General features: G+C 56.4%; 13 protein-coding genes. All 13 read right to left on the bottom strand.

Going from position 1 to position 12,506, the window contains the following annotated elements:
• Nucleotides 1-18: 18 nt before the first annotated feature.
• Complete coding sequence (locus tag ACTG2T_RS15885; RefSeq protein ID WP_330125051.1) at nucleotides 19-2,220, bottom strand: chemotaxis protein CheA; 2,202 nt, start codon at nucleotides 2,218-2,220, stop codon at nucleotides 19-21.
• Nucleotides 2,221-2,231: 11 nt separating this feature from the next.
• Nucleotides 2,232-2,972 (bottom strand): protein phosphatase CheZ, encoded by a 741-nt coding sequence (locus ACTG2T_RS15880; RefSeq protein WP_005353668.1) that lies wholly within the window; start codon nucleotides 2,970-2,972, stop codon nucleotides 2,232-2,234.
• A 12-nt stretch (nucleotides 2,973-2,984) separates the two neighbouring features.
• Complete coding sequence (cheY, locus tag ACTG2T_RS15875) at nucleotides 2,985-3,356, bottom strand: chemotaxis response regulator CheY (RefSeq protein ID WP_005334709.1); 372 nt, start codon at nucleotides 3,354-3,356, stop codon at nucleotides 2,985-2,987.
• Nucleotides 3,357-3,479: 123 nt separating this feature from the next.
• Nucleotides 3,480-4,199: an RNA polymerase sigma factor FliA gene (locus ACTG2T_RS15870; protein ID WP_047439647.1), complete on the bottom strand. Its 720-nt coding sequence runs from the start codon at nucleotides 4,197-4,199 to the stop codon at nucleotides 3,480-3,482.
• Nucleotides 4,192-5,067 (bottom strand): MinD/ParA family protein, encoded by an 876-nt coding sequence (locus ACTG2T_RS15865; protein ID WP_013723550.1) that lies wholly within the window; start codon nucleotides 5,065-5,067, stop codon nucleotides 4,192-4,194. The genes ACTG2T_RS15870 and ACTG2T_RS15865 overlap by 8 nt, the downstream gene beginning before the upstream one ends.
• A 1-nt stretch (nucleotide 5,068) precedes the next feature.
• Nucleotides 5,069-6,493, bottom strand: a complete 1,425-nt coding sequence (gene flhF / locus ACTG2T_RS15860) for a flagellar biosynthesis protein FlhF (protein ID WP_110302520.1) — start codon at nucleotides 6,491-6,493, stop codon at nucleotides 5,069-5,071.
• Between the two features lie 16 nt (nucleotides 6,494-6,509).
• Nucleotides 6,510-8,612 carry a flagellar biosynthesis protein FlhA gene (gene flhA / locus ACTG2T_RS15855; RefSeq protein ID WP_005353675.1) on the bottom strand — a complete coding sequence of 701 codons (2,103 nt, stop codon included), beginning with the start codon at nucleotides 8,610-8,612 and terminating at the stop codon, nucleotides 6,510-6,512.
• Nucleotides 8,613-8,719: 107 nt separating this feature from the next.
• Nucleotides 8,720-9,850 carry a flagellar biosynthesis protein FlhB gene (flhB, locus tag ACTG2T_RS15850; RefSeq protein ID WP_019444721.1) on the bottom strand — a complete coding sequence of 377 codons (1,131 nt, stop codon included), beginning with the start codon at nucleotides 9,848-9,850 and terminating at the stop codon, nucleotides 8,720-8,722.
• On the bottom strand, nucleotides 9,843-10,640 hold the full coding sequence (gene fliR, locus ACTG2T_RS15845) for a flagellar biosynthetic protein FliR (protein ID WP_019444720.1): 798 nt from the start codon (nucleotides 10,638-10,640) through the stop codon (nucleotides 9,843-9,845). Before fliR ends, flhB begins: the two co-directional genes overlap by 8 nt.
• On the bottom strand, nucleotides 10,637-10,906 hold the full coding sequence (gene fliQ, locus ACTG2T_RS15840) for a flagellar biosynthesis protein FliQ (RefSeq protein WP_040065332.1): 270 nt from the start codon (nucleotides 10,904-10,906) through the stop codon (nucleotides 10,637-10,639). Before fliQ ends, fliR begins: the two co-directional genes overlap by 4 nt.
• Before the next feature lie 25 nt (nucleotides 10,907-10,931).
• Nucleotides 10,932-11,705 (bottom strand): flagellar type III secretion system pore protein FliP, encoded by a 774-nt coding sequence (gene fliP / locus ACTG2T_RS15835; RefSeq protein WP_139730759.1) that lies wholly within the window; start codon nucleotides 11,703-11,705, stop codon nucleotides 10,932-10,934.
• Nucleotides 11,692-12,072 (bottom strand): flagellar biosynthetic protein FliO, encoded by a 381-nt coding sequence (gene fliO / locus ACTG2T_RS15830; protein WP_129503540.1) that lies wholly within the window; start codon nucleotides 12,070-12,072, stop codon nucleotides 11,692-11,694. Before fliO ends, fliP begins: the two co-directional genes overlap by 14 nt.
• Nucleotides 12,069-12,461 carry a flagellar motor switch protein FliN gene (gene fliN, locus ACTG2T_RS15825; RefSeq protein ID WP_005298791.1) on the bottom strand — a complete coding sequence of 131 codons (393 nt, stop codon included), beginning with the start codon at nucleotides 12,459-12,461 and terminating at the stop codon, nucleotides 12,069-12,071. Before fliN ends, fliO begins: the two co-directional genes overlap by 4 nt.
• Between the last annotated feature and the right edge of the window lie 45 nt (nucleotides 12,462-12,506).

The raw sequence follows: 12,506 nt of genomic DNA, 5'->3' as shown, positions 1-12,506 counted from the left end.
CTCCTTGGGCCTGAGCTATTAATGTCTACGCGCATATGCTTTGAGCAGACTCGGCACATCCAAAATAAGAGCAATTCCGCCATCACTGGTAATCGTCGCACCGGCCATGCCAGGGGTGCCTTGCAGCAGATTATCGAGTGGCTTGATCACCACCTCTTCCTGACCAATCAGGCTATCTACCACAAACCCGATTTGCTGAGTGCCAATCTGCACGATCACCACATGTCCGGTATCCTGACGTGAACGTTTGTTGGCGCCACGAATCAACCATTTATGCAGATAGAAGAGCGGTATCGCCTTCTCGCGCACAATGATGGTGAGCTGGCCATCAACCATGTTGGCCTTTTTCAGGTCCAGATGGAAAATCTCGTTCACACAACCGAGGGGAAGTGCGAAGGTCTGCTCACCCACTTCCACCATCAGAGTCGGCAGGATGGCCAGCGTCAACGGCACCTTTATTTCGAGGCGGGTACCTTTCCCCCAGGTGGAATCGATGTGCACCGACCCATTGAGGCTGACAATGCTGGTTTTAACCACATCCATTCCGACACCACGGCCAGAGATATCGGAGATCTCGGCCTTAGTTGAAAAGCCCGGAGCAAAGATCAGGTTATAGGCATCGTTGTCGCTCATGCGAGCGGCAGTATCTGCATCCAGCACACCGCGACTGATTGCGATGGACTTGAGTTTCTCAGGATCCATCCCTGCCCCATCATCCTCGATGCAAAGCAGAATATGGTCACCTTGCTGGGAGGCGCTAAGGGTGATTGTCCCTTGCCGCGGCTTGCCCGCTTTCTCTCGCACATCCGGCATTTCGACCCCGTGATCGCATGAGTTGCGAACAAGGTGAACCAGAGGATCGGCGAGCGCCTCCACCAGGTTTTTATCAAGATCGGTCTCTTCCCCCACCATCACCAGCTCAATCTCTTTCTTGAGGGTTCTGGCCAGGTCACGCACCACGCGCGGGAAACGACCAAATACCTTCTTGATTGGCTGCATGCGGGTTTTCATCACCGCACCTTGCAGGTCAGCCGTTACCACATCCAGATTGGCAACCGCTTTTGACATCTCTTCATCATTACTGGCAATACCCAAGCTCACCAGCCGGTTACGAACCAGTACCAACTCACCTACCATGTTCATGATGACATCGAGGGTCTTGGTATCCACCCGCACCGTCGTATCGCTTTGCACGGCACTATTTTCTGCTGGCGCAGGCGCAGCCTTGGCGGCAGGCGCTGGTGCCTTGGCTGCTTCAGCGGGTTTTGCGGGGGCTGCCGGTGCTGGTTTGGCAACAGGAGTGGCCGGTTTGGGCCGAGTCACCGCAGCAGGTGCGGCAGGTGCGGCAGGTGCGGCAGGTGCGGCAGGTGCGGCAGGTGCCATAGTACTCTGAGGCCCTTGACCACGACCATGCAATTCATCAAGCAGACGCTCAAACTCATCATCATCGATAAGCTCGTCCACCTCTTTTTGCACCGACTTCAGAGGATTTATCTCTGGCGCCCCCATGTGCTGTCCCTGACCATGGAGCTGATCCAGCAAGGCCTCAAACTCATCATCAGTGATATCGCCAGAGCCACCCGCTATTGGGGCTGCTGCAGCCGTCTTGGTCGGAGCCCCACCCACGCCGTGGAGCTCGTCCAGCAGACGTTCAAATTCGTCTGCAGAAATTTCATCGATCGACCCGCCGCCATTGACAGGAGCAGGCTCGCTGCTGATGGCTGCGGGTTCAACAACTTCTGGAACAACTTCTTCAACAACTACCGGTGCTGCCGGTTCAGATTCTACAGCCGCAGCCGCACTGGTAGCAGTGCGCAGTTGCTCTTCCCCTTCCGGCTTGCACAACTCGTGGAGGTCATGAAGCAAGTCATCTGACGCAGGGCTGGGTGCTTCGCGATTTTGAACCTGGGCAAACATGACATTGATGGCATCCAGCGCTTGCAGGATCACATCCATCAGCTCCGCAGTAACGGTTCGCTTGCCATTACGCAAGATATCGAACACGTTTTCCGCACCGTGGCATACATCAACCAGTTCACCGAGCGACAGAAAACCTGCCCCCCCTTTCACGGTATGGAAACCGCGAAAGATGGCATTCAACAGGTTCTTGTCATCGGGCCGCTTTTCCAAGTCGACCAGTTGTTCAGACAACTGTTCCAATATTTCGGATGCTTCGACCAGAAAGTCTTGCAGTATGTCTTCATCAACTTCGAAGGCCATGCGTCACTCCATTAGAATCCCAAGCTAGACAGCAGATCGTCCACATCATCCTGACCATTGACCACATCGGCACGAGCCTCGGGGTTCATGATAGGGCCCTCTGCTTCAATCCCGTTGACAGGAATACTACGAGTTGAATGCTCAGCAGAAGCCTCACCAAACATGGTCAGCATTTCTATTAATTTTGTTTCAACTTCCTGAACAAGCTTGATGACCTTGCGGATCATCTGACCTGTCAAATCCTGAAAATCTTGTGCCATCAGGATTTCTGTCAGCAGTTGCCGTAATTTATCGGCATCAGACTCTGAAGCCTTAATAAAATCATCAAGTTGGTGACATAAGGATTTGAACTGCCCCACGCTCATGTCACGAGACATGAGGGCATTCCAGTTCGGCATCACCAGCTGGATATTGTCATTCAGGCGATCCGCTATCGGCAAACTGGCTTCCACCGCATCCATTGTGCGATTGGCCGCTTTGTCGGTCATATCGATAACGTAGCTCAAACGCTCCCGAGCATCGGGAATGTCATGGGTAGCCAAATCGGGAATACGGGGATCGAGGCGAAATTCTTGAAGTGAATCATGCAGTTGTCGGGTCAGCTGACCTACTTTTTCAAACAGATCGGCTGCGTTGGGGGCACATACTTCGGCAAGCAGTTCATCGGCCAGCTCAAATTCGCCTTGCTCCAGATGAGCAACAAGCATCCTTGCCTGGTCGAGCGAAATCATTGCTCTCGTTTTGGCCATCATCCCTGCAGCTCCTTAGCCAATTCGTTCGAAAATTTTGTCGAGTTTTTCTTTGAGCGTTGCTGCGGTGAAGGGCTTGACGATGTAACCGTTGACGCCAGCTTGGGCGGCTTCAATGATCTGCTCACGTTTGGCTTCAGCGGTTACCATCAGTACCGGCAGATGCTTGAGCTTCTCATCGACACGGATGGCTTTAAGCAGGTCAATACCTTGCATGCCAGGCATGTTCCAGTCGGTAACTACAAACTGAAAGTCACCATTTTTCAGCATCGGCAGCGCTGTATTGCCGTCATCCGCCTCATGGGTATTGTTGAATCCCAAGTCGCGCAGCAAGTTCTTGATAATCCGGCGCATCGTTGAAAAATCGTCAACAATGAGGATTTTCATGTTCTTGTCCAAAATTCCCTCCTAAATAGCCACCAGAGTGGCTCACTTACATGATGCTAAAAACGGGTTGTGTCGTGCGGATTATGCCTTAGAGTTTCATCTCAGTGTAGCCAGTACAAACACTTATAGATGCCAATCTCTCAAACGAGCACGCAATCTGTGCATTGCCTGACTGTGGATCTGGCTCACACGCGACTCGCTGACATTCAAAACCTCGCCAATTTCACGCAAATTCAGCTCTTCATCGTAGTAAAGAGAGAGAACCAAAGCTTCTCTCTCTGGTAGACGACCAATTTGCTCGGATAATTGAATCTGAAATCGCTCGGCAGCCAATTCATCGAATCCCGAGCCTGAAGGGGCGTCATCGGGGTTGCCGATCACATCCTCGCTGACTCCCAAATCTTCGATGCCGATAATTTTGCCGCAGGAGACATCTTGCAGCATCGCATGGTAATCAGCGATGGATACCCCCATCTCGGCAGCAACCTCGGTATCTCGCGCGTCACGCCCGTGAGTCTGCTCGACACTCTCGATCGCTTCTGCAATAGCCCTGCTGTTGCGATGCACTGAACGGGGCACCCAGTCACCACGCCGAATCTCATCCAGCATGGCGCCGCGGATGCGGATCCCGGCATACGTCTCGAAGCTGGCCCCCTTGCTACCGTCAAAGTTGCGGGAGGCTTCAAGCAGCCCAATCATACCTGCCTGGATCAGGTCATCCAGCAAGACACTGCTGGGCAGGCGAGCCAACAAATGCTGGGCAATTCGCTTGACCAGGGGAGCATGACGCTCCACCAGCACGTAGGAATCCTGATGACGCAAGTACGCTTGGGCTTTATTCACGGGAACCTTCCTGTGTTGTGGCCGGTTTCTGCAACAAATTTTCCAGGAAAAACTCCAGATGGCCGCCCGGCTGGTTGGGCACCGGCCAGCTCGCCGCCTTGTTGGCAAGGGCCCGGAACGCCAGTGCGGCCGGCGACTTGGGAAACGCCTCGACAATCAGCTTCTGCTTGCGCACGGCGGCACGCAGATTGGTGTCATAGGGTACACAGGCGACCAGCTCCAGGGAGGTGTCGAGGAAACGATCCGTTACCCGGGTCAGTTTGGCAAAGAGCTCCTGCCCTTCGCGCAGACTGCGCACCATATTGGCCACCACCTTGAAACGAAACACGCCGTGATCTTTGGAGAGGATCTTGATGAGGGCGTAGGCATCGGTGATGGAGGTCGGCTCATCGCAAACCACCACCATGATGTCCTGAGCTGCTCGGGTGAAGCTCAGCACCATATCGGAGATCCCCGCAGCCGTATCCACCAGCAGGATGTCTACCTGGGTCTTCATCTCGCTGAAGGCACGGATAAGCTCGGCATGCTGCACCGGAGAAAGCTCGACCATGGACTGAGTGCCCGAGGTCGCAGGCACGATCATCATGCCGTAAGGGCCTTCGACGATGATGTCGTCGATGGTGCATTCACCCGCCAGGACATGAGAGAGGTTGCGATGAACCCGCAGCCCCAGCATGACGTCGACGTTGGCCAGACCCAGGTCGGCATCCAGCACCATCACCCGCTTGCCTTGGGCGGCCATGGCTCCGGCCACGTTCAGGGTCACGTTGGTCTTGCCCACGCCACCTTTACCACCGGAAACGGCGATTACTTTTACTCGATTGTTTTGACGCATTTTGCGCAGACCACTCGCCTGATCCATATACATGTTACTCATAAAACTCCGAATCTTCGGCCTCGCCAAAGCCTGCGCCCCAGAAATAGGGCTCCTCTGTTTCTCGCTCCAGCGAGCCCATGGCAGCCCCGACGAGCTGCGCCGCATTGGCAACCTGAATATCTTCCGGAACCCTTTGTCCGTCAGTGATATAGCTGATGGGCAATGAATTCTGGATACACACGTTAATCACTTCGCCAAGATTCAGACTTTCATCCAATTTGGTAAGTATGCAGCCGCTTAATGGAATACGCCGGAAATGGTCAACCGCCTCCTGCATCACCCGACGCTGGGACGTTGCCGACATCACCAGATAACTGCGGATCCGCACCTTGGCATTCTTGACCAGGGTATCGAGCTGCTCGGTCAGGCGGATATCCCGCTGACCCACCCCGGCCGTATCGATAAGTACCAGCCGACGGTGGCGGAACTGATAAAGGGCATTGGCCAGCTCTTCGGCATCACGCACCTGCCGCACCGGGCAACCCATGATGCGGCCATAGGTCTGCAGCTGTTCATGGGCACCGATCCGGTAGTTGTCGGTGGTGATCAGCGCCACCTGCTCGGCGCCATACTTCATGGCGAAGCGGGCCGCCAGTTTGGCGATGGTGGTGGTTTTGCCCACCCCGGTCGGACCAAGCAGCGCCACCGCGCCGCCCTGACGCATGATCTCGTCCTCACTGATCTTGAGCTGGGCCGTCAGCACTTCGGCCAACTGGGCCATCGCCTGATGGATGGACATATCTTCGGGGATCAGTCCCGCCAGTTGATCGGCAAAGGCATCATCAAAGCCCAGTTTTTTGAGCTCCTTGATCAACAGGGCCCGCATCGGTTCGCGGCGCTCCACCTCTTGCCACATCAGCCCGGAGATCTGGTGCTCCAGCAATTTACGGATGCTGGCCATCTCCTTGCGCATCCCTTCCATCTCCTGATCCCGCTGGGCAGGTTGAGGGGGGCGCTGGCCGGACGCAACCCGGGCTTTGGGCTTGGCAGGTTCGGGAGCTGCGCCCCACTGCCCCTGCTCGGCCAATGTTCTGGGCGCTGCATTGGCAGCGGCCAGCCCGGCCGATTGGGTATTGCCCATTGGCGCCCCATTGCCCGGCTTGAGCTTCTGCTGGCGCGCCAGCAAGGCGGCCAGGGTATCGGCATAATGTTCGTTCTGCTCCTTCGCCGGCGTCGGCTCGGGGCGGATCATCTGCCGTGCAGCAGACGAAATATTGACGCTCTCATCGTTCAGCTGACGGCGAACCGGCGCATCTTTGGGCCCCGGAACCTGGGATTGATAATCGACTGCGGCGACTATCTCTACCCCTCCGGTGACCTTCTTGTTGGACATGATGACGGCATCCGGCCCGAGAGTCTCCTTGACCTCGGCCAGAGCCGTTCGCATATCCTTGGCAAAAAACCGCTTAATCTTCACCCGTCGTCTCCGCTAACTAGTTCTGCCCTACCGCACTGACGATGCGGATCTGCTTGTCGTCGGGCACTTCCTGATAAGACAGAACGCGCAATCCAGGAATGGCATTCTTGACAAATTTCGCCAGGGTATTGCGCAAGATCCCCGATGTCAGAAGCACGGCCGGTTGGCCTTCCAATTCTTGTCGTTGAGTGGCTTCCACCAGCGAACGCTGCATCCGCTCTGCCAGACCCGGTTCAATACCGGCACCATCACCGCCACCTGCCTGCAGGGATTGATGCAATATACGTTCCAATTCCGGCGCCAAGGTAATCACCGGCAGCTCGGGATCGGGGCCTGCAATCTCCTGCACAATCAGGCGACGCAGGGCAATCCGGCAAGCGGCCGTGAGCACTTCCGGATCCGGACTGCGCGGCGCGTATTCAACCAGGGTCTGCAGGATAGTGCGCATATCGCGGATTGGCACGCCTTCATTGAGCAAATTCTGCAATACCTTCACAAGGTTACCCATGCTGATCACTTCCGGCACCAGCCCTTCGACCAGCTTGCTCTGATGTTTGCCAATCATGTCGAGCAGCTGTTGTACCTCGTCATGACCCAGCAACAGAGCCGCATGGTTGGTCAGGATCTGGCTCAGATGGGTAGCCACCACGGTCGCGGTATCTACCACTGTATACCCCAGCGTCTGTGCCTGAGAAACCATCTCCTTGGCAACCCAGACCGCTTCCAGTCCGAAGGCGGGATCCCGGGTCGCTATTCCCTGGATCTGGCCGAACACCTGCCCCGGATTGATGGCCATCTCCTTATCATGGTAGACATTGGCCTCGCCGGTACTGACTCCCATCAAGGTGATGCGGTATTGGTTTGGCGCCAGATCCAGGTTGTCGCGAATGTGGACGGCAGGGACCAGAAAGCCCAGCTCTTGCGAGAGTTTCTTGCGCACCCCTTTGATCCGGTTGAGCAGTTCGCCACCCTGATTGCGATCTACCAGCGGGATCAGCTGATAACCCACTTCCAGCCCGATGATGTCCACCGGCATCACATCGTCCCAGCTCAGCTCTTTCTGCTCATGAGGCTGCTCAGCTGTAGCAGGCAGCAGCTCTCCCTTGGCTGCTTTGGCGGCCGCCAGTTTCTCGCGGCGCAGCAACCACCAGGCGCCGGCGGCGGCGAGAGCCCCCAGACTCAGGAAGGCGAAATGCGGCATCCCCGGCACCAGTCCCATCATCAGCAGAATGCCGGCAGAAATGATCAGAGCTTTGGGATTGTCAAACAGCTGACCCAGCACCGCGGTTCCCATATCCTGATCGGTATTCTGACGGGTCACTATGATGGCGGCTGCAATTGAGAGCAGCAGGGAGGGGATCTGCGCCACCAGACCGTCACCGATGGCCAACAGGGTATAGATCTCGGCAGATTCGCTGAAGGTCAGCTGGTGCTGCATCATCCCGATGATGAAGCCGCCGATGATGTTGATAAAGAGGATCATGATGCCCGCAATGGCATCCCCTTTGACAAACTTGGAGGCACCATCCATGGAGCCGTAGAAGTCAGCTTCCTGGGTTACATCCTGACGACGCTTCTTCGCCTCTTCCTGATTGATAAGGCCGGCGTTCAAATCGGCATCGATGGCCATCTGTTTGCCCGGCATCGCATCAAGGGTAAAACGGGCACTCACTTCCGCGATCCGCCCGGCACCCTTGGTAATGACCACAAAGTTGATGATCATCAGGATGGTGAAAACGATGATGCCGACCGCATAGTTGCCGCCGATCACCACGTTACCGAACGCCTCGATCACATGGCCGGCCGCCGCACTGCCATTATGACCTTCCAGTAACACCACCCGGGTCGAGGCGACGTTCAACGCCAACCGCAGCAAGGTAGCGAGCAGCAGTACGGTCGGGAAGGCAGCAAATTCGAGGGGGCGGCGGGTATAGACGGATACCAGCAGCACCACGATGGAGAGGGCAATGTTAAAGGAGAAGAGCACGTCCAGCATCAGCGGCGGGATGGGTAACACCACCATGCCGAGCGCGGCCAATACCAGTAGAGGGGTACCAAGGCCTTTGCCCAATACTCCCCGGTACTCTTTGAACTGGCCCAATACTGCCTTGAATTCCATCGCGCTTCTCAATTTCAACCTGCTGGTGCCAGATTAAAGCAAACATCAAGCCAACAATACAAGACATTGAAATGCAATGGATTTATTTTGACTACGTCAGAACTTTGTCATTTCCGATATTCGGTCGGAATAGGCAGATCTTTAGCCAGCGGCTGGGGACGGCGCCCCTGACCACGGCGGAATTTCTTGAGCTGGAAGACATAGGCGAGCACCTGGGCAACCGCCGCAAACAGCCCTTCCGGGATCTCGTGGCCCAGCTCGGTTGAGTGGTAAATAGCCCGGGTCAAGGCTGGTGACGGCATGATGGGGATCTCGTACTCTCTGGCGATCTCCCTGATCTTCATTGCAATTTCATCTGTGCCCTTGGCCACGACCTTGGGCGCGGCACCGGGTTTGCCCGCATCATACTTGAGCGCTACCGAGTAGTGGGTCGGGTTGGTGATCACCACATCGGCCTTGGGTACATCCCCCATCATCCGGCGCATCGCCATCTGCATCTGCAACTGACGGATCTTGCCCTTTACCTCGGGCTTGCCTTCGCTGTCCTTGAACTCGTCCTTGACCTCCTGCTTGGTCATCTTGAGCTGACGCATGTGGTTCCACTGCTGGAACGGCACGTCGATGGCAACGATGGGAAGCAGGGCGCAGCAGAGGATGATCAACATCCAGAGAAACAACTCCAGCGCATCAATAATGCCGCCGGGGAAACCCTCCATTGAGAGGTTGAGCAGGTGATTGAACTGGCTGGATAACATCCACCAGGCAAACAGGGTGATGAACACCACCTTGGCGATGGATTTGACCAGCTCGATCAGCGACTGCACCCCGAACATGCGCTTGAGGCCGCTGAGTGGACTCAGCTTGCTCATCTTGGGCATCATGGCTTCGGTGGAGAAGTTCATCCCCCCCATCAGGGTGTTGCCGATAAAAGCGGCAATCGCCACCAGCGCGAACAACAGCCCCAGCGGAAGCACCAGTTCCCCCAGCAGCGCCGGCACCATAGCGATCATGGCATTGGGATCGAACGCCTGCTCCCGGTCCAGGGTAAAGCCCATGGTGACAACCTTGACCATGGCGGTCGCCAGAGAGCCCTTGAGCATCAACAGGCCAAAGACCGCCGAGAGCAGAACGCTGGCGGTCCCCAGCTCTTTTGAACGTGCAATCTGCCCTTTTTCACGGGCCTGTTGCAGTCGTTTGCCCGTGGGTTGTTCGGTACGTTCCTGGTCGGTATCAGCCATGAGCGCCCCCGAAGCACTGGGTGTTGATCAGCTCGCAGCTAACCTCCTGCACCCGCTCCCACATGATGTCGAAGTGACCGAGGAACCCGCCGATAGTGAGCCAGAGGATCAGCAGACCCGACATCATACTGACCGCAAAACCGATACTGAAAATGTTGAGCTGCGGCGCCGCCCGGGTCATGACGCCAAAAGCGAAGTTGATCAGCAGCAGGGCGACGATGGCAGAAAGGGCCATCACCAGTGAGGCCTGATACATCACTCCGAGAAAACCGATCAGGGTACGGATGGCCGGTAAAGTGAGTCCAGCGTCCGACACCGGCAAGGTTTCAAAGCTGAGGATCACCAGCCGCAGCATCACCAGATGGCCATCCAGCGCCAGAAACACCAGGGTCGCCAGCATCAGATAGAATTGACCCACCACGGGGGCCGACTGGCCATTCATCGGATCCACCAGGGTGGCAAAGCCGAGGCTGGTTTGCATGGCGATGACCTGACCGGCCATCACGAAGCTCTCCATCAGAAACTGGGTCATCAGACCGAGGGCAATACCGATCAGCAGCTGCTGGCCCAATACCAGAAAACTGCCAGCAGAGAAGAGCTCGATAGGGGGCATTTTCGGAAGCAACGGGGCTATCAGAAAGGTGATGGCCAAAGCCAGCCCCATCCGTACCCGCGCAGGAGCAAGGCGGCTGCCAAACACAGCCATCACCATCAGCAGACTGCTCACCCGCGCCAGCGGCCAGAGGATGGAAGACAACCACTCCATGATCAGAGCGGTTGTGTAGGTCATCCCACCACCTCGGGGATTTGGTTCACCATCAGCACGAAGAAGTCCATCAGACTCTGCAAGCCCCAGTGAGCGCCAGCCCCCAGCGCAAACAGTGTCACGATGAGACGAGGCAGAAAGCTCAGGGTCTGTTCGTTGATGGAGGTGGCCGCCTGAAAAATGGCTACCACCAGGCCGATAGCGAGGCTGGGCAGGATCACAGCGCTGACCATGATATTGACCAGCCAGAGCGCCTCGCGAAAGACGTCGACAAAGGTTTCAGGACTCATGTTCGGGCTCCTTGCGCTCGACCGGCTAACCGGCACCCAGTCCGAAACTGTTAGCCAGCGACCCCAGAATGAGATTCCAGCCATCCACCATCACGAACAGCATCAGCTTGAAAGGCAGCGAGACGATCATCGGCGAGAGCATCATCATCCCCATCGCCATCAGAATACTGGCGACCACCAGATCGATGACCAGGAACGGCAGGAACAGCATAAAACCAATCTGGAAGGCGGTTTTCAGCTCGCTGGTGACAAACGCAGGGATCAGCACCCGTAGCGGCACATCGGCAGGTTTCTCCACCTGCACGTTGGCGATCTCCATAAAGGTGTTGAGATCCTTGATCCGGGTCTGGGCCAGCATGAACTGGTGGATGGGCAACTCGGCCCGCTCCAGCGCCTCCTTTGTCTGAATGGTCTCGGCCAGATAGGGCTGCAATGCCTCATCATTGATACGATCCAGTACCGGCGACATGATGAAAAACGACATGAACAGGGCAATGCCGATCAACACCTGGTTGGAGGGACTCTGTTGCAGACCGATCGCCTGACGCAAGATGCCCAGCACAATGATAATGCGGGTAAACGAGGTCATCATGATCACCATGGCCGGCAAGAAGGAGAGCGCGGTCATCAGCGCCAGCACTTGCAGGGTCAGGCTGTACTCCTGAGAGCCATCCCCCATGGTCTTGACGGTCACCGCCGACATGGCGTCCTGTGCAAGCGCAGGCCAGGAGCAAAACAGTGGTATCAGCAGGCTGACCAGCAGCCCCGTTTTCAGCCATAAGCCGTTAGCTTTTTTCATGCTTGCCCATCAATTTGCCAAGCTGCTGGGAAAACGCCTGAGGCTGGTTTTCGTCCAGCGGCTCCTCCAGCCGGTAGAGAAAGTTAACCTGCTGCGGTGTTACGCCGACCAGTAGTTGCTGTTCGCCCACCTTGACCACCAGCAGCTTCTCTTTGTAACCCACCGGCAACGAGGCGATGACCCGCATCTGGCCGCCCCCCATGGCGGTCGCCAGCTTGCTCTTCTTGAGCAGAAAGCCCAGCACCAGAATGAGACCGATCACCATCAGACTGGAGAGCAACCAGGAGCTCAGACTAGGCACGTTGGCAGATGCTCCAGTCTCGGCAAAGGCCGGAACTGGCAACAATAACATCAGGAGGCGCATCATTTGAGCTTCTTGATCCGTTCTATCTGGCTGATGACGTCGGTCAGGCGGATACCGAACTTGTCGTTCACCACCACTACCTCGCCGTGAGCGATCAGGGTTCCGTTGACCAATACGTCCAGCGGCTCGCCTGCAACCCGATCCAGCTCCACCACCGAGCCCTGGTTCAGCTGCAACAGGTTGCGGATGCTGATCTGGCTGCGGCCCACCTCCATGGCGATAGTGACCGGAATATCGAGAATGGTGTCGAGCTTGCGACGCTCCTCGGCACTGATGGGGGCGTCATCTTTCAACTCTTCCAGCGGGGCTGGCTTGGCTTCCGCCGTCACCTGCTCCTCCAGAGCCGCAGCCCAGGCATCAGCCATCAGATCTTCTTCCTCAGTTCCGCTCATCTTGTTTCCTTATGCTACTTCGTGACCGTTTACCGTAATAAACCG

The organism is Aeromonas sp. 75A, assembly GCF_051919425.1.
In the GTDB taxonomy this organism is placed as follows: domain Bacteria; phylum Pseudomonadota; class Gammaproteobacteria; order Enterobacterales; family Aeromonadaceae; genus Aeromonas; species Aeromonas veronii.
This window is presented reverse-complemented; position numbering and strand designations above follow the sequence as displayed.

Coding starts and splice junctions, on each gene's coding strand:
- cheY (WP_005334709.1), bottom strand. CDS start 3,356: ATGAAAATCCTCATTGTTGACGATTTTTCAACGATGCGCCGGATTATC.
- flhA (WP_005353675.1), bottom strand. CDS start 8,612: ATGGAATTCAAGGCAGTATTGGGCCAGTTCAAAGAGTACCGGGGAGTA.
- flhB (WP_019444721.1), bottom strand. CDS start 9,850: ATGGCTGATACCGACCAGGAACGTACCGAACAACCCACGGGCAAACGA.
- fliN (WP_005298791.1), bottom strand. CDS start 12,461: ATGAGCGGAACTGAGGAAGAAGATCTGATGGCTGATGCCTGGGCTGCG.
- fliP (WP_139730759.1), bottom strand. CDS start 11,705: ATGAAAAAAGCTAACGGCTTATGGCTGAAAACGGGGCTGCTGGTCAGC.
- fliO (WP_129503540.1), bottom strand. CDS start 12,072: ATGATGCGCCTCCTGATGTTATTGTTGCCAGTTCCGGCCTTTGCCGAG.
- fliQ (WP_040065332.1), bottom strand. CDS start 10,906: ATGAGTCCTGAAACCTTTGTCGACGTCTTTCGCGAGGCGCTCTGGCTG.
- ACTG2T_RS15885 (WP_330125051.1), bottom strand. CDS start 2,220: ATGGCCTTCGAAGTTGATGAAGACATACTGCAAGACTTTCTGGTCGAA.
- fliR (WP_019444720.1), bottom strand. CDS start 10,640: ATGACCTACACAACCGCTCTGATCATGGAGTGGTTGTCTTCCATCCTC.
- ACTG2T_RS15865 (WP_013723550.1), bottom strand. CDS start 5,067: ATGTATATGGATCAGGCGAGTGGTCTGCGCAAAATGCGTCAAAACAAT.
- ACTG2T_RS15880 (WP_005353668.1), bottom strand. CDS start 2,972: ATGATGGCCAAAACGAGAGCAATGATTTCGCTCGACCAGGCAAGGATG.